Consider the following 22621-nt stretch of genomic DNA (forward strand, 5'->3'; position numbering starts at 1 on the left):
GTTTATCAGTCCTCATACTTTTTGAAAATGACTGATGCATTGTGCCCACCAAAACCAAATGTATTGCTAAGGGCATAATTTATCTTCCGCTTTTCAGCCGTATTGAACGTGAGATTCAGCTTTGGATTGATCTCAGGGTCGTCGGTAAAATGATTGATAGTAGGAGGAACAACCTGATCCCGGATTGCCATGATACAAGCAGCAGCCTCAATCGCACCGGCACCGCCCAACAGATGGCCAGTCATGGATTTGGTGGAACTGATACTAAGTTCATAAGCGTGATCGCCAAAAAATTTCTCAATGGCCTTGATCTCCTGTGGATCACCAATTGGTGTAGATGTGCCGTGTGTATTGATGTAATCGATGTCTTCGGGTTTTAACCCAGCGTTTTCTACCGCGTTCTTCATTACAATGTGCGCTCCAAGCCCTTCCGGGTGAGGGGCAGTAATATGATATGCGTCCGAAGACATTCCGGCACCGATCATTTCAGCATAGATTTTCGCGCCACGGGCTTTTGCATGTTCGAGCTCTTCCAGGATGAGGGCAGCGCCACCTTCTCCCAGCACAAACCCATCACGGTCCTTATCGTAAGGGCGTGAAGCTGTTTCGGGAGAATCATTTCTTTCGGATAAAGCTTTCAGTGCATTGAACCCTCCTACGCCGGCTATTGTAACCGCTGCCTCCGAGCCTCCTGAAATACAAACATTCATCATACCAAGTTTGATATAATTGAATGCGTCAATCAGTGCATTAGTTGCCGAAGCACAGGCTGAGACAGTAATAAAATTAGGTCCCCTGAAACCATAGCGGATCGAGAGAACTCCCGATGCACTGTCTACGATCATTTTAGGGATAAAGAATGGATTAAATCTGGGGATTTTGCCGTTCTGGGCATAATTGATGACTTCTTCTTCGAAGGTTTTAAGGCCGCCTATACCGGTACCCCAAATTACACCGGCTTTGTCGAGATCAAGCGTATCTGCGGCAAAGCCGGCGTCCTTCATTGCTTCATCTGCGGCAATTACAGCATACTGCGCAAATGGATCCATCTTGCGAGCTTCCTGACGAGGAATGTAATTGTTGATATCCAGGCCTTTCACTTCACAGGCAAAGCGGGTGCGAAACTTTTCAGCATCGAAATGTGTAATCGGCGCTGCTCCGCTTACACCTGCCACCAAATTTGTCCAAAAGGTAGAAACATCATTCCCGATGGGTGTTAATGCACCCATCCCCGTAATCACAACTCTCTTAAAACTCATAAAATAAGGACAGAAATAGAAGATGACACTGGTGTGAAACCGAATTACTTCACGTTTTCTTCCAGATATGCAACAGCCTGGCCTACTGTGCCAATGTTCTCTGCCTGATCGTCAGGAATAGATAGATTGAACTCTTTTTCAAACTCCATAATCAATTCAACGGTATCTAGAGAGTCCGCTCCCAAGTCGTTCTGGAAGTTTGCTTCCGGTGTAACCTCCGACTCTTCAACGCCGAGTTTCTCGACGATAATTTGCTTAACTCTTTCTGCAATTGCTGACATTTTATATTCACTTTTTGGTTAAAATCGCCACAAAGAAAGATATTTCAGTTCACTTTTTCAAAATTTTTTTAGTCCTTTCATTTTATTGTGAAACATCGATAGGAAATAAAAAAAAGCAGAAAATCAATCGCTTATCAGCTATATCTAATTGGAAATCCCGCAATCGTCTGGAGAACGTTGCGGATAAATGTACATTCGCGAAACATTTGCTCGTCCACATTCAACTACGTATGATTTCAATACCCAAATTAAAAAACACGGATTCGCCCCAATTTTTTCTGATGGCGGGCCCTTGCGCCATTGAAGGTAGGGATATGGCGCTCCGCATCGCTGAACATATCGTCACCATTACCGACAAACTTCGAATTCCATATATTTTTAAAGGGTCATACCGCAAAGCCAATCGCACGAAAATTGACTCCTTTACAGGGATTGGAGACGAAAAAGCATTGAAAATACTTCGTGAAATCAATGAATCTTTTGGGATACCGACTGTCACAGATATTCACGAATCACATGAAGCCGCCTTTGCCGCAGAGTATGTTGATGTGCTTCAAATTCCAGCCTTTTTATGTCGGCAAACTGAACTTTTGGCGGCCGCGGCGCGCACTGGCAAGGCGGTCAACGTAAAAAAAGGGCAGTTCCTTTCAGGGGCATCCATGAAATTTGCGGCTGAAAAAATCAATGATGTCAATCCTGACTGTCAGGTCATTTTAACCGATCGCGGCAATAGTTTCGGTTACGGTGACCTTGTGGTAGATTACCGTAACCTGCCAGAAATGGCTGCATTCGGGATTCCAGTGGTGATGGATTGCACCCATTCTCTGCAGCAGCCCAATCAAAGCTCAGGTATCACGGGCGGCAAACCTAAGCTAATCGAAACAATTGCCAAGGCTGCTATTGCCGTAGGAGCGGACGGATTATTTATCGAAACACATTTTAATCCTTCCGAAGCAAAGTCCGACGGGGCCAATATGTTGCCACTCGACCAATTGGAAGGACTTTTGCAGCGGCTGGTGCGAGTCAGGGAGGCCATTTTATGATTAGAACCGTCAGATTACAGTGCTACTGTTTCATTATTTTCTGCTGCTTATGCTCGCAGGCTACTTTTGCCCAGCAAGACTCTACGCGCTGGGTAGTGAAGGCCGGGGACGTCATTCCTCCCGTTACACTAGGCCTAGCCGCATTCATTACTCAAGGCAAAATCAGCAGGCATTTACAGCGAAATGTTGTAGCGCAATATCCTTCATTCCAATCCCATTGGGATGAATACCTGCAGTATACGCCGGGCGTTGTGAGCCTTGGACTGGCGTCTGCGGGCGTAAAAGGAAAACACTCACTGGGGGATCAGGTTATTCTTGCATTATTATCCAATCTGGCTGCACAAGGTGTAACGCAAAGCCTGAAAAGGATTATCAGATATCCCAGGCCTGATCACGAGGACTACCATTCTTTTCCTTCCGGACATACTACCACTGCATTTACCAATGCGACCATTTTGCATGAAGAGTATGGTGACAGGAGTGTTCTTTACAGCATTGGAGGTTACGGGACGGCAACAGCCGTGGGTACACTACGGGTTTTAAAAAACAAGCATTGGGCTGCCGATGTGCTGATGGGCGCGGCTATCGGTATTGGTGCAACGAAGGTGTTTTATATCAGCTATCCCTGGCTTCAGAAAACGGTCAGAAAAATGAGACATCAATAAAAAATCACAATGCAACTGACATAGGGTTGTCATACGGAGGTGTTTGTTTTGAGGAAACTTCAAAACTCATCCACATGCAAACCAGGACCATTCAACCCATTCACGTTCTGTTTTTCGAAACAAAAACTTCCTTGACGCAGCTTTCTGAACATGTCCGGCATGTTGCGCACAAACTTTACCGGGATGCTTCTCGCAATGATATGGAAATTACCGGGCCCATCTACTGGATTTATGAAGGAGCCGACGGACAGCCCGATACGATATTTTCCCTGACTATCGCCCTGCCGGTAACTCCTGTGACGGTATTGCTGCATTCGGGATTTAGAACCAAATACTTGGAAGCCTTCAACTGTATAACAGAGCAGCTTTACGGAGACTGGAACAGTTTGGGAACAATCTATAGCTCTTTGATTTCGCAGATTATGTCTCAGAATAAAACTTTGTCAGGCCAGAACCGTGAAATCTATATCAATATGGACTTCCAAAACCCGGAGAGGAATATCACTGAGGTTCAAGTTGGGTTATTGAACTAATATTCGTGGAAACGCGTGCATCCGCAGCAACCCCTTTTGCCACGAATACACGCGTTTTCACGAATTATAAATGGCTGTTGAGATATGTCCGCAATTCCTCTGGTTTGTCTGTCTGCAGGCCTTGTACGCCTTTTTCCAGTGCAACTTTCCAGGATACAGGCCCTTCTGTAGGGCTTTGGACGTCGAGCCAGACAGATAATCCAAGTTCATGGGCGATATGTACCAAGGCAGGCTCCGTCACATTATCAAGCACCTGAACACTCACCTTGCCTAGAAAAGCCTGCATTTGCTCCTTATTTGTAACTTCTTTGGGCAGGCTGGTCATGAGCGGCACTTGCGGGGCAGCATCTTTCCAATGCTTGTACTGGGATTCTTTATTCAGATAAACAACTACCTGCCCTTCCATTCCCGCAGATTTGATCTGCTTCCATGTTTCGGCCACATCTGCTTCCTTAAAGTCCAGATAGATATTGATTTTGTCTTTACAAGCCGCTAGTACCTCTTTGAACTCCGGGATGCGGTGGGTTTTTTTATTGTGATTGAAAACCTGCAGCTTCTTCACTTCTTCCAAAGTCATCTGAGCAATTTTTCCACTTCCATTGGTTGTCCGGTCTACTGTGGCGTCATGCAAAACAACCAGGTGTCCGTCTTTCGTAGTCCTCAGGTCCACTTCCACGTAGTCGGCCCCGCAACTGATTGCCTCTTTATAGGAGGCAAGCGTATTTTCAGGGACATCCACATGGTTACCTCTATGGGCAATTACCACGATCTTGTTCTTAACCTTGGGTAACGTACCATGGTGCTGAGCGTTTGCAAAAACAACCGTGCAGACCATGAATGGAATTAAAATGTACTTCAGTAAAGTATTCATGTCAACAATTGGAAAGGAACATTCTATTGTATTTCAAAGCTCGACAAATTCACGAACTCCTGAACGCGGGAATTGATTTCCTGCTGAGAAAGATTGACCAGACGTTCGGTACCGAATTTCTCTACGCAAAATGAAGCCATCGCCGAACCATAGATGATGCCTCTTTTCATATTTTCAAATGAAATATCGTTGGTACTGGCCAGGTAACCGATAAATCCGCCTGCGAAAGTATCGCCAGCCCCAGTTGGATCAAAAACCTCCTCCAATGGCAAAGCGGGAGCAAAAAAGATCCTGTTTTCCTGGAATAACAATGCGCCATGCTCGCCCTTTTTGATGATCAGCGTTTTAGGGCCCATCTCCATAATTTTTTTAGCGGCCTTTCTCAAAGAATACTCTCCCGAAAGCTGACGCGCCTCTTCATCATTAATGGTAATCAAATCAACCAGTTTTAAAACCGCTTTCAGATCGTCCAATGCAATGTTCATCCAAAGGTTCATGGTGTCCAGCATGATCAGCTTGGGACGTTTTGACATTCTTTCGATCACCAGTTTCTGGGTTGCAGGAACGGTATTTCCCAGCATCAGAAACTCGGTATCCTGGTAAGCATCCGGAATGATCGGATCAAAATGCTCCATTACGTTTAGCTCGGTGATCAGGGTGTCCCGGCTGTTCATATCCTCGTGGTATTTCCCCGACCAGAAGAAGGTTTTACCGTCCTGAACAATTTCAAGTCCTTCTGTATTAACCCCGTGATCTTCCAGCAAATCGATCATTTCTTTCGGAAAATCACCGCCAACTACGGCGACCAGATTATTTTCCTGCGTGAAATAGGATGCGGCTAGTGTGATATAGGTGGCAGCCCCGCCAATAATTTTGTCTGTTTTTCCAAAGGGTGTTTCAAGTGCATCGAATGCAACAGATCCTACGGTTAATAAACTCATAAATAAGTACTGTATTGATTTTAAGTAAGTTTCAAACTGGTTTTAATATGCAAAAAACGCTGCGAAGATAATCAAAACGACCGAATAGCATCTTTTGCAACCCCTCAATATCTGAGCGGTTGCCAATCAATCATTTGTTATTTCTTATTTTTGCCCCTATCCATTTTATATCTCCAACACATACTAGCCAATGGAAGCAATTTCGGAAGCAAAATTCACCACCGCTTACCAAATCCTGCACATCGACATGGGTTACCAGGGAAGTAAAAGTGCAAAATTAGCGTCACTGGGTTTGGAAGAAGCGGAAAAAATCATCCGCTGGGTTGAAACCCGGCTTGCTAAAACGCAACATTAATTTAGAATTGTATTCAAGTAAGTACCCATATAAATGACCGCACAAACTTTCCAGCCTCTCCGAATTTTCAATACGCTTACCCGTAAAAAGGATGTATTCGTTCCAATAGCCCCTCCTTATGTCGGAATGTATGTTTGCGGGCCAACCGTTTATAATAATGTCCATCTAGGGAACATCCGTACATTTTTGTCCTTTGATATTCTTTACCGTTACCTCACACATATCGGATACAAGGTGAGGTATGTTAGAAATATTACAGACGTAGGGCATTTGGTGGGCGATGGTGAGGAAGGCGAGGACAAAATCGGGAAGATGGCCAAGCTCCAGAAGCTGGAACCAATGGAAATCGTTCAGCGCTATACCAATGATTTTCATGATGTGACAGCTATTTTTAACCTCATACCCCCCAGTATTGAGCCTACCGCGACGGGCCACCTGATCGAACAGATCGAAGCTGTGCAGAAGCTCATTGATAAAGGCGCTGCATATGAATCCAATGGTTCGGTTTATTTCGATATCAATAAATACCAGGCAGGCGGAAATGAATATGGCAAGCTCTCCGGCCGCATTCTCGAGGATTTGCTCAATGAAACCAGGGAATTGGACGGGCAGGCTGAGAAACGCAATCCGCTTGATTTTGCGCTCTGGAAAAAAGCCAGCCCAGAACATATCATGCAATGGGATTCACCCTGGGGCATGGGCTTCCCTGGCTGGCATCTGGAATGTACGTGTATGAGTGCCAAATATCTGGGCAAACAATTTGACATCCATGGCGGCGGAATGGACCTCAAATTCCCGCATCATGAATGCGAAATCGCGCAGGGAAAATCACTTACCGACGAAGAGCCTGTACGCTATTGGATGCATACCAATATGTTGACGGTGAATGGACAAAAGATGTCTAAGTCACTCGGCAATTCTTTCCTTCCGGCAGAGCTGTTTTCTGGAAACCACGATCTGCTCGAACAGGCTTTCAGCCCAATGACAGTCCGGTTCTTCATGCTTCAAAGCCAGTATCGCAGCACCCTCGACTTTTCAAACGATGCATTGAAGGCTGCACAAAAAGGCTACAAAAAGCTGGCAAACGGCCTTCGCAATGCGAAGCTGCTTACTTATATCCATGAAGAAGGCGTGAATCCGGATGAAGCCAAAAAAGCTGACATCGAGAAATCCATTGATGGTTTCTACGCAGCGATGAACGATGATCTTAACACGGCAGTCGCATTTGCCAACCTTTTCAATCTGCTGAAATACATTAACATGCTCAACATGGGCCAGCTCAAATCTGCTGCCCTCGGCGAAGCTGTTTTTACTTCTTTAAAAGATAATTTCATTGTTTTCTTCGAAGAGGTGCTCGGGCTCAAGGAAGAATTGAGCGAAGGTCATGCGATCCTGGATGGAATGCTTAACCTGTACCGCGAATTCAAACTCTCGCAGAACTACGAAAAAGTGGACGAAATCCGTTCTTACTTCAAAAATCAGGGCCTGGTAATCCGCGACACGAAAGTCAGGGTCGATTGGGCCTATGAGGAATAAGTTATGGAAAAAAGACGCTCCTTCCTTTCATTGATTCTTCTTGGCGTTTTTCTGCTGGGCGGGGCTGCTTATCTGTTCATCCCCTTTTCTGCGGCGGATAATCCTTCAAAGTCCCCGGTTTCTCCCAAATCCAATGCCACTTACATCAAGGAGGGAGAAGTGACCTTTTGGAAAAATGGTGAAAAAATAAAGAAAATAGATGTAGAAATTGCCGAGAACGAGGCCGAGCGGAACAAAGGTCTGATGTTCCGGCCCTATATTCCCGATTCGGTGGGTATGCTTTTTATTTTCAATCATTCCGTCCCTCAGGGTTTTTGGATGAAAAACACCGCCATTTCCCTGGACATCATTTATGTCGACGAAAATAAAAAGATCGTTTCAATCGCAAAAAATACCAAACCTTACTCCGAAGAAAGCATTCCGTCGCTCGGAAATGCCCAATATGTAGTGGAGGTCAATGCAGGTTTCACAGAACGTCATAATATCAAATCCGGAGATGCAATATCTTTCTAAAAGCTTCATTTCAAGGCTATTACCAGCCTTATTTTTCTTTACGCTTCTTTACGGCTGTAATTCCAAAGATAGTTCCGAGCAAACCAGCGAGCAAAACGCCCCCAAACTGGTCAAAAGCCCGGAATTCAACGCCGATTCCGCCTATAACTTTGTGCAGAAACAGGTTGATTTTGGCCCAAGAGTCCCCAATACCGCTCCACACAGAGCTTGTGGTGATTATCTGGTAGCTATGCTAAAAAAGTATGGCTTCCAGGTAACAGAACAAACTTTTACACCCACGACATTCGACGGTAAAAAGCTCAACGCCAGGAATATCATAGGCAGCTTTAACCCTTCTGCCGCCAAAAGGATCCTGCTGACTTCTCATTGGGATTCAAGACCGTTTTCCGACCAGGATTCGACCATCAAAACCAAACCGGTGATCGCCGCAAATGATGGCGCGAGCGGCGTGGGAATTTTACTGGAAATCGCGAGAGTGCTTTCCACACAGACTGCCAAGCCGGAAATTGGCGTTGATATCATCTTTTTCGACGCGGAAGACTGGGGAAGTTCGGATCAAGAAACCAACCTGGAATACAGCGGATTTTGTCTGGGATCACAACATTGGGCCGCTAATAAGCACGTCCCAAACTATACCGCTTATTTTGGGGTCTTGCTTGATATGGCTGGCGCAAAAGGCGCCACTTTTTTTAAAGAAGGTTATTCTATCCAAATGGCCGAGGATGTTGTCAGAGAGGTTTGGACGACCGCCAGCCGCATTGGATATTCCAATTATTTTATTGACGAAAGAGGCTCTGCCATTACGGACGACCACTTGCCCGTTAACAAGCTGGCTCATATCCCCATGATCGATATCATCCATACGCGGCAGAACAATTTGTCCCGCACTTTCTTTGATCAGTGGCACACCACACAGGATAACATGGAACAGATTGACCCAAAAACGTTAAAAGCTGTTGGCCAGACGCTCGTTCAGGTGCTTTACCAGGAAGCAGCGGATCAGGCATTGTAGCATGACCTACATCCTGCGAACCACGATCCAAATATCCGAATTCCTTCCTTTATCATCACTGCAGGAGATCTTAACCTTTCCAAATGGCGGATTGATAAAGATCGCTTCACCAGGACGGGCTTTTTTATTGAACTTATCATTGATATACCAAAAGACCTCCTCCACGTCATTCGCTGCCTGGCAAGCCAGCTGGATTTGCTGAGGTTCGTTTTTTTGGATAAAATATTCGCTGCCATCATTAGGACTGACAATCAGCGGAGCACCTTCATGAAAAACCCGTTCACAAGCCGGATTATGGGGAGGAATCTTTTGATAAGGTATTTTTTGCATTTCGTAAAAAGCAATCAGTTCCGGAGCTATATTAGGATAAGACCTTTTTTCAAACCCCTTTCCGGGAAGGCAATAAGTGCAGTAGGAAATCCTGCCTGTATCGTCGGTAAAAACCCAGCGGAGATGCTGGCATTTTGTATAAGCCGAAACCCCGACAATATATAGATCGGGGATCTGATGATCGCAAAATTCAGAAGGTATGTCCCCGCTTGAAGCACAAACCTGTCGAGACGAAATATTGGCCGGGGATCTGTACCAGCCCTTTGGAGAATTATAATCCAATGCATTAAAAATAGAAAAGAGCAGTGGCGTTGCCGTATTCGCACCGCTCAGTTCGGGGACGCCTTCCCCGGAGAAGTTGCCAACCCAAACCCCAACCGTATATCTTTTATTGTAACCGATGCTCCAGGCATCCCTTTTCCCGTACGATGTGCCTGTTTTCCATGCAATTTTTGGGAGGTGGTAAGTGTTGTCAAAGTTTGTTGGCAAATCGGGCCGGGTGATCTGGGTTAAAATGTTGGTTACCATATATGCCGCCTCCGCCGAAACGATCTCGGCGCCCTTCTTATCCAGTGGACTTTCAGTCGTGTACCTCAGGCCTTTTAAAATTCCTTCATTGGAAAAAGCTGCAAAAAGCCTTGTCAACTCTTCCAGTGTAACCCCGCAGCCACCGAGGATCATGGACAATCCCAAATCCTTAGCTTGTTTGTCAATCGTTTTGAAACCCGCTTTTCTCAGCTTCTCGATCAATGCAGGCGTCCCGACGTCCTTCAATACTTTCACGGCCGGGATGTTCAGGGAATTAGCCAGTGCAAAGTCGGTGGTAACAGCCCCATTGAAATGCTTATCGAAATTTTCAGGTTCATAGCCACTGAAGTTGGTAGGCACATCGTTCAGAACCTTTTTCGGCGTGACAATTCCTTTGTCAAAGGCGGTGGCGTACAGGATCGGCTTCAATGCACTGCCCGGAGACCGTATTGCCCTGACACCATCCACCTGGCCCCCGTCATAAGGATTATTGAAATCAGCAGAACCAATATATGCCTCCACTTCCATGGTTTCGTTATTAATTACTAAAACCGAAGCATTGTGAATATTTATCAACTTCCGGCGGTTAATATAATTTTTGACCTGTTCTTCGATTTGATTCTGAAACTGGGTTTTAATAGAAGTATGAATAATCGGCTCGTCAGGAAACTGCTGCTTTAGACGCAGGGATAAATGCGGTGCCTGCCTGGGTGCTTGCAAGCGTTTTACGACCAAAGGCTCGTCCAATGCATCCTGAATGACGCTCTTTTCAAATAAACCTTCTTTTTCAAAACGGCTTAACCACTCGTTGCGGGCTTGTTGCAGGGCGTCGTTCCTCGTTCCGGGGCGAAGGCTCGACGGACGGTTCGGAACGATAGTCAAGGCAGTAATTTCCGCCAGACTAAGCAACTGCGGCGGTTTGCCGAAATAGAGAATTGAAGCAGCCTTTATCCCCTCAATATTGCCCCCGTAAGGAACCAGATTGACATACAATTGCAGTATTTCGTCTTTGGTGTAATGTAATTCCATTTGCAGCGCCCTGAAAACTTCAATCATTTTACTGAAGTAAGTCCTTCTCCGCGGCTCAATAAGTCGCACTACCTGCATGGTGATCGTGGAAGCACCTGATGTTCTTTTGCCAGTAAAAATATTGCGGACAGCCGCTCTGCCAATCGCAAAAGGATTTACGCCCGGGTGATAATAAAAATACTGGTCTTCTTTGTAAATCAAGGTTTTACGGAGCAATGGCGTGATCTCCGAAATATTTGAGTACATCCGCCACTTGTCATCTTTGCTTAGAAATGCATGTATAACCACTCCCCTGCTATCGGTGATCTGGGTCGCATAACGAATTTCCGGAGAAAAAGGAAAAATGAGGTCTGTCACTAAAAACAGAAAAACTGGGGCTGCAATAAAAAGAAGTGTTTTTCTGGCTCTTTTTAAATTCATCGCTTTCTAAATAATAAAATCCCGAAGCTATTTTGCCCTGCTCGGTTAATTTTCCCTACTTACTGACTTTATTGCAAATAAAGTCAATCATAATCCCATTATGTCAAAATACATTGCCGCAATTGATCAGGGAACAACCAGTACCCGCTGCATACTTTTCAATCACCAGGGAAATATCGTATCAGTAGGACAAAAAGAGCACGAGCAGATTTATCCTCAACCAGGCTGGGTAGAACACAATCCAACCGAAATATGGAAAAATACTTTGGAAGTAATCGCGGTTGCCCGGATCAAAGCTTCCGCAACCGCGGCCGACATTGCGGCAATCGGGATCACCAATCAAAGAGAAACAACGGTTGTCTGGAACAAACGCACGGGCAAGCCTTATTACAATGCACTGGTATGGCAGGATACGAGAACCACCGATCTTGTTACAAAATATGAAAAAGAAGGCGGCCTCAACCAGTTCAGGGACATTACTGGCCTTCCGGTGTCCACTTATTTCAGCGGGCTAAAATTAAAATGGCTTCTGGAAAATGTGGAAGGTATCCGCGAAGATGCCGAAAAAGGCGAAGCGCTTTTTGGCAATATCGATACATTCCTGATCTGGCATCTCACAGGCGGCGCGCATGGCGACGGCGGCATTCATGTAACAGATGTTACCAATGCAAGCCGCACCCAACTGATGAATTTGAGAACGCTTCAATGGGATATAAACATGCTGGCCGCCTACAATATCCCTGAGAAAATGTTGCCCGCTATCAAAAGCAGCAGCGAAATATATGGTTATGTCAACAATGAAATATTGCCCGGCGTACCAGTAGCGGGCGATCTGGGTGACCAGCATGCGGCATTGGTAGGACAAACCTGCTTCGAGCCGGGTATGGCCAAAAATACTTACGGGACTGGTTGTTTCCTGGTCATGAATACGGGCAGCGAATTAAAAACATCAGCAAACGGCCTGCTGACAACGGTATCCTATCAATTTGGAAATGAGCCCGTCAAGTATGCGTTGGAAGGAAGCGTGGCCGTAACTGGCGCATTGGTACAATGGGTTAGAGACAATTTAGGCCTGATCCAAAACAGCAGCGACATTGAAGATCTGGCGCGATCAGTGGAAGATAACGGTGGTGCCTACTTTGTACCGGCGTTCTCCGGACTATATGCGCCTTATTGGCGAAACGATGCCCGCGGTGTTATTGCAGGCTTGACAAGATATGTAAACAAAGGCCATATTGCTAGAGCAGTTTTGGAAGCCACTGCTTACCAAACGGTTGACGTGGTCCGCGCCATGGAACAGGATTCCGGAATTGAACTTGCATCACTTCGGGTCGATGGCGGTATGGTTTTGAACCAATTATTGATGCAATTCCAATCCGATATCCTCAATACCCAGGTCGTAGCCCCTGCCGTCGCGGAGACCACCGCATTGGGAGCAGCCTATGCGGCCGGACTGGCCGTTGGCTACTGGCAAAATACCGAAGAACTGAAAAAGAACTGGGCAATTGCGCATACCTGGAATCCCGGTATGGACGAAGAAAAGCGCAGCCGCTTTTACAAAGGCTGGAAGAAGGCAGTTACGAAATCGTATGATTGGATGGATTAGGAGCTTGTGGTTAAATCAAAGTACGGGAGTTGTGGATAAGTCTTTGAATTAGAATCACTATCATTTATCCATGTATTCCATGCCGGCGTAGGTAATTTTTTAAAACAGGAGTTGAAATATTACATTTTCTGCGGTCAACTGTTGCAGTCAATAACTTATAGCATGTTTAATTCTGCTACTGTTGAATGAAGTTTGGGCTACCAGCAAACCATCTTATCAAACAAATCCGCCGAAAAGCTTCTATTCAATAGTCGTCATAGATTAATTAAACGGTCCGCACTACCTAACGAATCTAATATTCGTCAGATATCACTATTATTGAAATCTCTGACTTTGATCTTACACATTTCTCCTGTAATCCGATTGTGCCAAACAATTCCCTCAATTCCACAATCACTGCCAAACTTGCTTTTTTGCTGATTAATCCAAGTTTTTAATTCCAGAAAATTGACCGGCACATTGTCAAATTTTACTTTTGATCTCCAAAACTCCAATGAAAAAATGAACAGGGTATGACCATGAAGATTAAGAGGATTTCCTTGAATTTTTTCTCCTAAGGCTTCTGCACACCACTCTCCATCTGGTACTTCTGCCAAATTAGTATTGCCAGCTGCCTCAAAAATATACCTGTCAGCACGATCCGTTGAAACCGCATCAGTGTACCAAGGCTCTACAATCCCGGCCTCTTTTTCCTTTTTTGTAGGATTTCTCCGCTTCTCCAGTCTTACCAATTGACCGCTTCTGACCGTTATGCGCACATTCCTGCCATCCAGCTTCTCAATTGCGTCTGAATTAGAAAAATCGAAATCTGCTACGGCAATCTTATCAATAACTTTTTTGTCGCCCTGCCAGTCTCTTTCAAAAATTGTCGGAATCTTTTTCATTAATTGATTAATCACACCTGCCAAAACCCATATTTGACATTTTGGTAACCTAGTTGTGGTGGCTTGATTATGCAAAAAGGCTTGCTTAAAGGCTACTATCAATTATTGAAAGGAGAAATCTCTACAGTTTAGTTAATTAAACTAGCCAATGGTAGATATGTCGAACGCATGTTCCATGTCTAGAGGAGGCAACAAACCTGACGTTAGCAAGTTCCACCAACTCCGAACCAAGCCCCTCTTTAACCTTTTTATAATCTGTATAAACTACTCGCTTTCTTGCGCTGTCTGGCGTTTAGGCGTAACTTCGGGGCGCGAAAATCAAATTAGAGTAGCCTTATGCATACCCTGCGTCTGAAAAAGCCCCTCGCTTTTTTTGATCTTGAAACTACCGGTGTCAACATTGTACGTGACCGGATCGTTGAAATTTCTGTTGTGAAGGCTTTAACAAATGGCGAAACGGAGATTCGCACACGAAGGATCAACCCCGAAATGCCCATCCCTCTCGAAAGCAGCCTCATCCATGGCATTTATGATGAGGATGTGAAAGACGCCCCTACTTTTAAGGGTATCGCCCGCAACCTGGCAACCTTCCTCGAAGGTTGCGATCTGGCTGGATTCAATAGTAATCGTTTCGATATCCCCATGCTAGTTGAAGAATTTCTTCGGGTGGGTGTTGAATTTGATATTAAAAACCGGAGAATGGTGGATGCCCAGCGCATTTTCCACATGATGGAGCCTCGCAACCTTGCGGCAGCTTATAAGTTTTACTGTGGAAAGACCCTCACCAACGCACATAGTGCAGAAGCCGACACCATTGCTACTTTCGAAGTACTGCAAGGGCAGATAGCTCGATATGAGGGGGTTACCATCATCGACAGCCATGGGAAGGAAACAGAGCCCATTAAAAATGACATCGCAATCCTCCATGAATTGACCGCATCCAAAGTCATTGATTTCGCGGGCAGGATGGTATATAATGATAAAGGCGAGGAAGTTTTCAATTTTGGGAAACACAACGGCAAAAAAGTAATCGATATCCTGAAAAATGAACCTTCCTTCTTCGATTGGATGATGAAGGGGGAATTCCCGCTGGACACCAAAAGAAAATTGACCGAGATTAAATTGAGGGCTTTAACCCAGCGCTGACATAATCCTTTTCAACTGGTTTGAGTAAGTGGTATTTATGTCTATTTTTGCCAGAAATCTATTTTTGACTATTTTAACCGAATATCCAATAAGGTAAACCTGCTATGATTCCAAACCCTAATTTACCAGAGGTTCATATACCAGCGGTTATTCAGAACATTCCTCTTCAACATTACTTAATTCTCAGTACCTTACTTTTTGTGATCGGCATCATCGGTGTTCTGACGCGTAGGAATGCAATCATCATCTTCATGTCTGTCGAATTAATGCTGAATGCCGCGAACCTGCTGCTGATCGCGTTCTCTTCTTACAGATCTGATCCTTCCGGCCAGGTTTTCGTGTTTTTTATCATGGCTGTCGCGGCTGCGGAAGTAGCTGTGGGCCTCGCTATCATCGTAATGATTTATAGAAATACAAGAAATACGGATATCGGCTTCCTGAATAAGCTGAAATGGTAAGATGCTTATTGCCTTACTGACACACAGCCTGTAGATAATTAGAGATTAAAGTTTAAAATACATGTCTGCATCATTACTCATACTGATTCCGCTGTTACCATTGCTTGGTTTCCTCATCAACGGGATCGGATTTCCAAATATCCCAAAGGGAGCTGTCGGAATAATAGGAACATTGGCCGTTGTGGCGAGTTTTGTTCTTTCCATCATGACCTTTAATGCTTTCCTCGCATCAGGAAGTCAGCCATTCATCGTACCTCTTTTTGATTGGATCACCGTCGGAAACCTCAATATCCCTTTTTCATTCCAGGTCGATCAGCTTTCGCTGCTCATGTTGATGATCATCACCGGTGTTGGGTCGCTGATCCACATTTATTCCATTGGCTACATGCATCACGACCCGGGTTTCGGTAAGTTTTTCGCTTATCTTAACCTCTTTTTGTTTTTCATGCTGCTACTGGTGCTGGGATCCAACTATGTGATTATGTTTATTGGCTGGGAAGGTGTGGGTTTGTGCTCTTACCTGCTCATCGGTTTTTGGAACAAGAACACCAATTACAACAATGCAGCTCGCAAGGCATTCATTATGAACCGCGTAGGTGACCTTGGTTTCCTGCTAGGTATCTTCACAATCATCGCTACTTTCGGTTCTGTCGAATATTCAGAAGTTTTCACCAAGGCAACCAGTTTTCAGATCGGCGACCCCGTTATCGTCACGATTACTTTGTTCCTGTTTATCGGAGCAATGGGAAAATCAGCACAGATTCCACTCTATACCTGGTTGCCCGACGCAATGGCCGGTCCAACCCCGGTATCTGCATTGATCCACGCAGCGACCATGGTTACCGCCGGAATTTACATGGTGATCCGTTCCAATGTATTGTATTCCCTGGCGCCTTCTACATTGGAAGTGGTCGGTATCATCGGCGCAGCTACCGCGTTGTTTGCAGCTTCGATTGGCCTTTTACAAAACGATATTAAAAAGGTCCTTGCGTATTCTACCGTAAGTCAGCTGGGTTATATGTTCATGGGTCTGGGGGCGATGGCTTATTCCGCTTCCATGTTCCACGTCATTACCCATGCGTTTTTCAAAGCATTATTGTTCCTTGGCGCTGGTAGCGTGATCCACGCCATGTCCGACGAACAGGATATCCGTTCGATGGGAGGTTTAAGAAAGAAATTGCCGATTACCTTTTTGACATTTCTTATTGCTACAATCGCGATTTCCGGTATCCCTCCATTTGCAGGTTTTTTCTCCAAGGATGAAATTCTGGCACATGTATTTGAGCACAACAAAATCCTTTGGATAATTGGGGTTCTGGGTTCTTTGATGACTTCCTTTTACATGTTCCGTCTGCTTTTCCTTACCTTCTTCGGTACTTTCCGCGGTACGCATGAGCAGGAACATCACCTGCATGAATCGCCCGCTTCCATGACTATACCGCTGGTTATTCTTGCTGTACTCTCGGCGGTCGGTGGATTTATTGGTGTCCCCGAGGCATTACATGGTACGCATTATCTGGCAGAATTCATGAACCCGTTGTACGATGCGGCACGCCAGGTTAATCCAGTTGCATTTGAACCAACTATTCTGTCCCACTCGCAAGAGTACCTTCTAATGGGTGTTTCTGTAGCAGTAGCATTGGTTTCGGCAGTGGTTGCCTATGTCATGTATGTTCAGAAAGCCTCTGTACCCGCGCCTGATACCACGGAAAAGACAGCTCTACAGAAAGTTGTTTACAATAAATACTATGTTGACGAGCTTTATGACGCGGTTTTTGTGAAACCAATCAAAACGCTGTCCAATATCCTATACAGCTTCGGCGAGTTTTTCATCGACCTTTTTGTAAATGGTTCCGCGAGGCTGACAAGCTTTCTGGCCGGCCAGTTGAGGAAAACACAATCCGGATCCACCGGCGATTATGTTTTTGCCATGGTTTTAGGCATTGTCGCCATACTATTCTGGAAACTTTTACTTTGATCCGTCATTGTCCATAAATCCGTTCACATCTATTGCTGACCGTTGACTTAAAATATGTTTACTCTTCTTTTAATACTTTTACCAATAGCAGCAGGCATCATCACCCTCTTGTCGGGTGAGCGGCTGGCCAAACAAGTTGCATTAATCGGCGGGTTGGCTTCCCTTGGTGTCGCTATTGCCACCTGGCTCCAATTTGATCCAGAAGCCGGAAGTCAGTTTGGTTTCAAATACGCGTGGGTTGCATCAGGAGGTATCTCTTTCGCTGCAGGAATTGACGGGATCAGCCTCGTACTCGTTCTGCTTACCACTTTCCTCACCCCACTGATCATCCTTTCTGCTTTCAAGCATGACTACAAAGGTACAGCATCCTTTTATTCGCTGATCCTTTTCATGGAGTCTGCCTTAATTGGTGTTTTTACGGCAACCGACGCATTTTTGTTTTACCTTTTCTTTGAGGCCGCCCTTATTCCTGTTTATTTTCTAGCGGCGATCTGGGGAGGCGAGAACCGTTTGAAAGTCACTTTCAAGTTTTTCATATATACGATCTTTGGTAGCTTGTTTATGATGGTTGCGCTGGTTTATCTGTATTACCAGACACCAGGCACCCACACTTCTGAGATTACTGCGTTTTACCAGCTCCAATTATCCCCGACAGTTCAAGGTTTTATTTTCTGGGCATTCTTTATTGCCTTTGCGATTAAAATGCCTCTTTTCCCTTTTCATACATGGCAGCCTGATACCTACACCGAATCCCCGACACCAGCAACCATGCTATTGTCTGGAATTATGCTGAAAATGGGGGTTTATGGATTGATAAGGCTTTTGCTTCCGATCGTGCCAGCCGGAATGCAAACCTGGGGCACGATGGCCATGGTACTTTCAGTAATTGGTATCATCTACGGATCCATTATCGCGATTCAGCAAAGCGACATGAAACGTTTGATCGCCTACTCTTCGTTCGCTCACGTAGGCCTCATGGCTGCCGGTGTTTTTTCATCATCGGTTAATGGCTTGCAGGGTGCTTTAATTCAAATGCTTGCGCATGGTATCAATGTAATAGGCTTGTTCTTTATTATCGATATCATTTACAGCAGGACCAAAACACGCTACCTGGATCAGTTAGGCGGTATCACCCAGAGTACTCCTCATTTGAGCGTTTATTTCATGGTATTACTCCTTGGAAGTGTTGCACTTCCGCTGACCAATGGATTTGTGGGCGAGTTCCTGCTTTTGTCAAGCGTTTTTCAATACGATGGCTGGCTTGGCGCGGTCGCCGGACTGACGATTATCCTTGGTTCTGTTTATATGCTGAGGCTCTTCCAGAAGTCAATGTTCGGGCCAAAATCCAAATGGGTGGAAGGTTTTCAGGACCTTACTGCCAGCGAGCGCGCCGTTCTATTGCCACTCGTAATCATGGTTTTCTGGATAGGTATTTATCCCAATACATTTTTGAAAATAACAGAGCCTGCTGTAAGTCAACTTTTGCAACTGGTAAATAACTAAGTACGTATGTATCCCATCATATTATTGTCGTTTTTTGGAATCGTAGCGCTTTTCCTGGGCTTCTCGAAATCAAAAAACATTTTGCTTCCGGCAACCCTTCTGTTCCTGATCATTGCGTTGGTAAGCAACTTTATAGAGTGGAACCAGGGGCCTTTACTGTATTTCTATGATATGTTAAGGGTCGATAATGTTACCCTGGCTTTCAATGGTATCGTCCTGCTTTCAGCTTTCATGATCGTAGCTATTTCTGGCGGCTTTCACGATAACCCCGACTCAGAACCCGCTGAATATTACGGACTGATGCTATTCTCGCTGGTTGGGGCCATTATGATGATCGGCTTTGAACATTTGATCATGCTTTTTATCGGCGTAGAAATTCTGTCGGTAGCCATGTATGTACTGACCGGAAGCAATAAACGTAATCTGCGTTCCAACGAAGCTGCATTGAAATATTTCCTAATGGGCGCTTTCGCTACCGGCTTTATGCTCTTTGGGATGACCTTGCTTTACGGCGCAACAGGGTCGTTTAACCTTATGCAGATACAAGGATTTGCATCCAATATTCCCGCCGGGACGCAATCGTATATTCTGTATGCTGGCTTATTATTGCTGCTGATCGGTATGCTCTTTAAAGTATCCGCCGCTCCTTTCCACTTCTGGACCCCCGATGTGTACGAAGGTGCGCCTACGATTTTTACAACTTTCATGTCGACAATTGTAAAAACAGCGGGGTTCGCAGCACTTTATCGACTGCTTAGCCATTCTTTCACAGGAATTTACGGTTTCTGGTGGATCGTCATCGCAGTAATCGCTATCCTTACGTTACTCGTTGGAAACATTGGTGCAACCAGCCAGAACAGTTTCAAACGCATGCTTGCTTACTCAGGTATTTCCCACGCAGGTTACCTGCTCATCGCGTTGACTTCCCTGAGCAAACCATCTCAAAACGCAATCATCTTTTACTCACTGGCATACTCTCTTTCAACGATCGCGGCATTTGGCGTGCTGATGCTGGTATCGAAAGAAAAAACCATCGAAGGACAGCCCAACGAACGTTACGAAGCATTCAATGGACTTTCCAAACAAAATCCATTGCTTGCATTTGTATTGGCAGTATCCATGTTATCATTAGCAGGGATCCCCCTTACAGCAGGATTTTGGGGTAAATTTTTCATTTTCACCAGTGCCGCTGAGAGAGGTATAATCTGGATCACGGTAGTCGCTGTTTTGATGTCCACGGTTGGTATCTATTATTATTTCAGGGTGATCATTTCCTCATACCTCAAAGAGGGCGATCTGCTTAAAATCCGTGTTGCGCCCTTTTACCAGGCTATCCTCGTATTGGCAACTTTTCTGACTATTTTGTTTGGTCTCGCACCGGGGATATTTGAAGGATTAATGTAGAGGGCGGTGCACTTTTTCCCTGATCTATGGAGGAAAGCTTTCATCTGCTCGTCTTGGAAAAGTTTCAGTAGTCTCCCCTTCGGTCGCCGGGCTAACTTCGATTTGTAAAAAGAGCTGCCTATGTACAGCTCTTTTTGTTACCTCCTGCCAAGTACCGCGTATTAGATATATCCGTCACCTTCTCACGATATATCATATGCAAATCCAAAGTAACAGCGCTATTCCCCAACAAAATTTCATTTGCAATCCTGCCGATCTTTTGGATCGCGAACCCATTGTGCTTGATCAGCAAAATATTGTTCGGGAGATCAAAGGCAGCATTGTGCTTGTCACAGGGGCGGCCGGTTCAATCGGAAGAGAACTTAGCCTACAGATTAGCAGCTATGGCCCACTTAAACTGATCCTCATTGACCAGTCCGAAACATGGCTAAACGATCTGGATATGCTACTTCGTCAGCAATTTCGCAAACTGGAAGTACATTCCTTTGTGGCCAATATTACCGACGTTTTGCGTATGTCAGAAATATTTTCGCAATTCCGGATACACACCGTTTTCCATGCTGCGGCTTACAAGCACGTCCCGTTTATGGAAAAACATCCCTACGAAGCGATCAAAACAAATGTCTTGGGCACCGAAATCCTTGCCGATCTCGCGATTAGCTATCAAGTGCAGAAATTCCTTTTCATTTCGACAGACAAGGCCGTGAAACCGGCCAGCGTCATGGGCGCGAGCAAGCGGCTTGCAGAACTTTATTTGCAATACCTCAGCACCAATTATCCCGCATCAACGCAATTCATCATTACACGGTTTGGAAATGTACTGGGTTCCAATGGCTCATTTTTATTCACATTTGAAAGACAAATCCGCTACGGGGGCCCTATTACGATTACCCATCGTGATGTGCAACGCTATTTTATGACTGTTTCCGAAGCTTGCCAGCTGGTACTTGAAGCCAATGCGATCAGCCAGGGCAATGAGATCTTATTTTTTGATATGGGAAAACCCCTGTTTATCCATGATATCGCAAAAAAGATGATCCGCCTGGCAGGTTTTCAGTCCGACGAAATTTCAATAGAATACATTGGTATGCGCCCGGGAGAAAAACTCCATGAGGATTTGATTGACGAGAAGACAAAATATACGGCCGAACACCCCAAAATAAGAAAAGCATTATTTGACGGGAAACCCGATATCTGTATTAAAAAAATGATGTCAGTAATGCTGGAAGCATTGGATTCGGGAAGGCCTGAAAAAATGGTAGCCGCTTTAAAGGCGGCAGTCCCCGACTACGTCAGCCGTAACTCGCATTTTGACAAGCTCGACAAAAGCAGTTCAGGTACCTGAGCTATTTGCTCTCCAATAGCTTGTTAGTACGCATCCAGATCAGGCACCTGGTAAACCATTCCTGAAAAGAGGGTTCCTTTAAATACCCGTGCTCCCCTTTGGAATAAATATGGAGGTCCGCAGGAATGCCTTTGACATTCAACGCTTCGTAAAAATATATACTGTTGGAAACGGGGACGACTGTATCATCTCCTGCGTGCGTAAGGAATGCGGGAGGAGTAGAAGAAGTTACCTGCAATTCGTTTGAGAAATACTTGATCTTTTCTGCAGTAGGATTAGCACCCAGCAAATTGGCAGCGGATCCTCTATGCCCAACTTTGTCCTGGAAAGAAATAACAGGATAAACCAGAATCATGAAATCGGGACGAAGACTCATTTTTTGCGGATTTGAAACAAAGCTGCTATCATAATGTGTACCGGCTGTTGCGGCCAGATGTCCTCCTGCCGAAAAACCCATAATCCCAATCTTTCCAGGATCGATCTGCCATTCCTTTGACCTTAGCCTGACCATTTTAATTGCCTGCTGAGCATCTTGCAAAGGCCCGATGGATTTGTCCTGCATAATCCTGTCGCTGGGTAACCTATATTTGAGGACAAATGCGGCAATACCCACTTTATTCAATTCTTTCGCAACCTGATACCCTTCCCTGTCTATCACCAACACCCCATAACCGCCGCCCGGGCAAACAATGACAGCCGTTCCGCTGGCAATGTCCGAAGGCGGAAGGAATACAGTCAATGTAGGTTTGGAGACATTTCTTGCCACATGATCTTTATTGGTTTCCTGATCCTGAACATCGAATGAATTAGGAATTTTATCCGGATACAGTGGAATTTCGGATTGGCCCCTGACCGTGAGCCCGGTAAGGCTAAAAACAAACGCGAGGAACATTAGTCTGAACATCATCATCATTGACGGCGGGTATAACCTATTGACAACCCTTGTTTTAATTTTTTTCTAATTCCTTTGGAAGTAAATTC

General features: G+C 45.1%; 21 protein-coding genes. 14 read left to right on the forward strand and 7 right to left on the reverse strand.

The window, feature by feature from the left end; genetic code table 11:
• Positions 1-5: 5 nt before the first annotated feature.
• Both fabF and AC1XUF_RS29745 read right to left on the reverse strand, forming a co-directional pair.
• Complete coding sequence (gene fabF, locus AC1XUF_RS29740) at positions 6-1259, reverse strand: beta-ketoacyl-ACP synthase II (protein WP_483345515.1); 1254 nt, start codon at positions 1257-1259, stop codon at positions 6-8.
• A 44-nt stretch (positions 1260-1303) separates the two neighbouring features.
• On the reverse strand, positions 1304-1540 hold the full coding sequence (locus AC1XUF_RS29745; RefSeq protein WP_015813362.1) for an acyl carrier protein: 237 nt from the start codon (positions 1538-1540) through the stop codon (positions 1304-1306).
• Between the two features lie 230 nt (positions 1541-1770).
• Between AC1XUF_RS29745 and kdsA the strand changes: the two genes are divergently transcribed.
• The 3 genes from kdsA (at position 1771) to AC1XUF_RS29760 (ending at position 3781) form a co-directional block, all read left to right on the forward strand.
• Positions 1771-2583, forward strand: a complete 813-nt coding sequence (gene kdsA, locus AC1XUF_RS29750) for a 3-deoxy-8-phosphooctulonate synthase (protein ID WP_483345602.1) — start codon at positions 1771-1773, stop codon at positions 2581-2583.
• Positions 2580-3248, forward strand: coding sequence for a phosphatase PAP2 family protein (locus AC1XUF_RS29755; RefSeq protein WP_483345516.1), 669 nt, complete (start codon positions 2580-2582; stop codon positions 3246-3248). The genes kdsA and AC1XUF_RS29755 overlap by 4 nt, the downstream gene beginning before the upstream one ends.
• Before the next feature lie 74 nt (positions 3249-3322).
• Positions 3323-3781 (forward strand): GyrI-like domain-containing protein, encoded by a 459-nt coding sequence (locus AC1XUF_RS29760; RefSeq protein WP_483345517.1) that lies wholly within the window; start codon positions 3323-3325, stop codon positions 3779-3781.
• A 64-nt stretch (positions 3782-3845) separates the two neighbouring features.
• On the opposite strand, the gene AC1XUF_RS29765 is transcribed toward AC1XUF_RS29760, so the two are convergent.
• Both AC1XUF_RS29765 and AC1XUF_RS29770 read right to left on the reverse strand, forming a co-directional pair.
• The gene (locus AC1XUF_RS29765) at positions 3846-4652 is read right to left on the reverse strand and encodes a glycerophosphodiester phosphodiesterase family protein (protein WP_483345518.1); all 807 of its coding nucleotides are present in this window, start codon (positions 4650-4652) and stop codon (positions 3846-3848) included.
• 23 nt (positions 4653-4675) lie between these two features.
• Positions 4676-5593, reverse strand: coding sequence for a PfkB family carbohydrate kinase (locus AC1XUF_RS29770; RefSeq protein ID WP_483345519.1), 918 nt, complete (start codon positions 5591-5593; stop codon positions 4676-4678).
• Between the two features lie 190 nt (positions 5594-5783).
• Here AC1XUF_RS29770 and AC1XUF_RS29775 point away from each other — a divergent pair, with 190 nt between their 5' ends.
• The 4 genes from AC1XUF_RS29775 to AC1XUF_RS29790 are packed head-to-tail and all read left to right on the forward strand — an operon-like array spanning position 5784 to position 9009.
• Positions 5784-5948 (forward strand): DUF5618 family protein, encoded by a 165-nt coding sequence (locus tag AC1XUF_RS29775; RefSeq protein WP_483345520.1) that lies wholly within the window; start codon positions 5784-5786, stop codon positions 5946-5948.
• Between the two features lie 33 nt (positions 5949-5981).
• A complete protein-coding gene (cysS, locus tag AC1XUF_RS29780; protein ID WP_483345521.1) occupies positions 5982-7484 on the forward strand; it encodes a cysteine--tRNA ligase in 1503 nt (500 codons plus the stop codon).
• A gap of 3 nt (positions 7485-7487) precedes the next feature.
• Positions 7488-7997: a DUF192 domain-containing protein gene (locus AC1XUF_RS29785; RefSeq protein ID WP_483345522.1), complete on the forward strand. Its 510-nt coding sequence runs from the start codon at positions 7488-7490 to the stop codon at positions 7995-7997.
• Positions 7981-9009 (forward strand): M28 family peptidase, encoded by a 1029-nt coding sequence (locus AC1XUF_RS29790; protein WP_483345523.1) that lies wholly within the window; start codon positions 7981-7983, stop codon positions 9007-9009. Before AC1XUF_RS29785 ends, AC1XUF_RS29790 begins: the two co-directional genes overlap by 17 nt.
• 6 nt (positions 9010-9015) lie before the next feature.
• Here AC1XUF_RS29790 and pbpC read toward each other — a convergent pair whose 3' ends face one another.
• Positions 9016-11316, reverse strand: coding sequence for a penicillin-binding protein 1C (gene pbpC / locus AC1XUF_RS29795; RefSeq protein WP_483345524.1), 2301 nt, complete (start codon positions 11314-11316; stop codon positions 9016-9018).
• Positions 11317-11416: 100 nt separating this feature from the next.
• Here pbpC and glpK point away from each other — a divergent pair, with 100 nt between their 5' ends.
• The gene (gene glpK, locus AC1XUF_RS29800; protein ID WP_483345525.1) at positions 11417-12922 is read left to right on the forward strand and encodes a glycerol kinase GlpK; all 1506 of its coding nucleotides are present in this window, start codon (positions 11417-11419) and stop codon (positions 12920-12922) included.
• A 302-nt stretch (positions 12923-13224) separates the two neighbouring features.
• On the opposite strand, the gene AC1XUF_RS29805 is transcribed toward glpK, so the two are convergent.
• Positions 13225-13806: a hypothetical protein gene (locus tag AC1XUF_RS29805; protein ID WP_483345526.1), complete on the reverse strand. Its 582-nt coding sequence runs from the start codon at positions 13804-13806 to the stop codon at positions 13225-13227.
• Positions 13807-14142: 336 nt separating this feature from the next.
• Here AC1XUF_RS29805 and AC1XUF_RS29810 point away from each other — a divergent pair, with 336 nt between their 5' ends.
• The 6 genes from AC1XUF_RS29810 (at position 14143) to AC1XUF_RS29835 (ending at position 21640) form a co-directional block, all read left to right on the forward strand.
• Complete coding sequence (locus tag AC1XUF_RS29810; RefSeq protein ID WP_483345527.1) at positions 14143-14952, forward strand: exonuclease domain-containing protein; 810 nt, start codon at positions 14143-14145, stop codon at positions 14950-14952.
• A gap of 104 nt (positions 14953-15056) precedes the next feature.
• Entirely contained in the window at positions 15057-15410 is a 354-nt protein-coding gene (gene nuoK / locus AC1XUF_RS29815) for an NADH-quinone oxidoreductase subunit NuoK (RefSeq protein ID WP_483345528.1), read from the forward strand.
• A 61-nt stretch (positions 15411-15471) separates the two neighbouring features.
• Entirely contained in the window at positions 15472-17388 is a 1917-nt protein-coding gene (nuoL, locus tag AC1XUF_RS29820) for an NADH-quinone oxidoreductase subunit L (protein ID WP_483345529.1), read from the forward strand.
• A gap of 54 nt (positions 17389-17442) precedes the next feature.
• A complete protein-coding gene (locus AC1XUF_RS29825; protein WP_483345530.1) occupies positions 17443-18891 on the forward strand; it encodes a complex I subunit 4 family protein in 1449 nt (482 codons plus the stop codon).
• Positions 18892-18897: 6 nt separating this feature from the next.
• On the forward strand, positions 18898-20295 hold the full coding sequence (locus AC1XUF_RS29830) for an NADH-quinone oxidoreductase subunit N (RefSeq protein ID WP_483345531.1): 1398 nt from the start codon (positions 18898-18900) through the stop codon (positions 20293-20295).
• A 196-nt stretch (positions 20296-20491) separates the two neighbouring features.
• Positions 20492-21640, forward strand: a complete 1149-nt coding sequence (locus tag AC1XUF_RS29835) for a polysaccharide biosynthesis protein (RefSeq protein WP_483345532.1) — start codon at positions 20492-20494, stop codon at positions 21638-21640.
• Between the two features lies 1 nt (position 21641).
• Here AC1XUF_RS29835 and AC1XUF_RS29840 read toward each other — a convergent pair whose 3' ends face one another.
• On the reverse strand, positions 21642-22553 hold the full coding sequence (locus tag AC1XUF_RS29840) for an alpha/beta hydrolase (RefSeq protein WP_483345533.1): 912 nt from the start codon (positions 22551-22553) through the stop codon (positions 21642-21644).
• Positions 22554-22621 lie beyond the last annotated feature (68 nt).

The organism is Dyadobacter sp. HNCC25DJ185 (genome assembly GCF_056895195.1).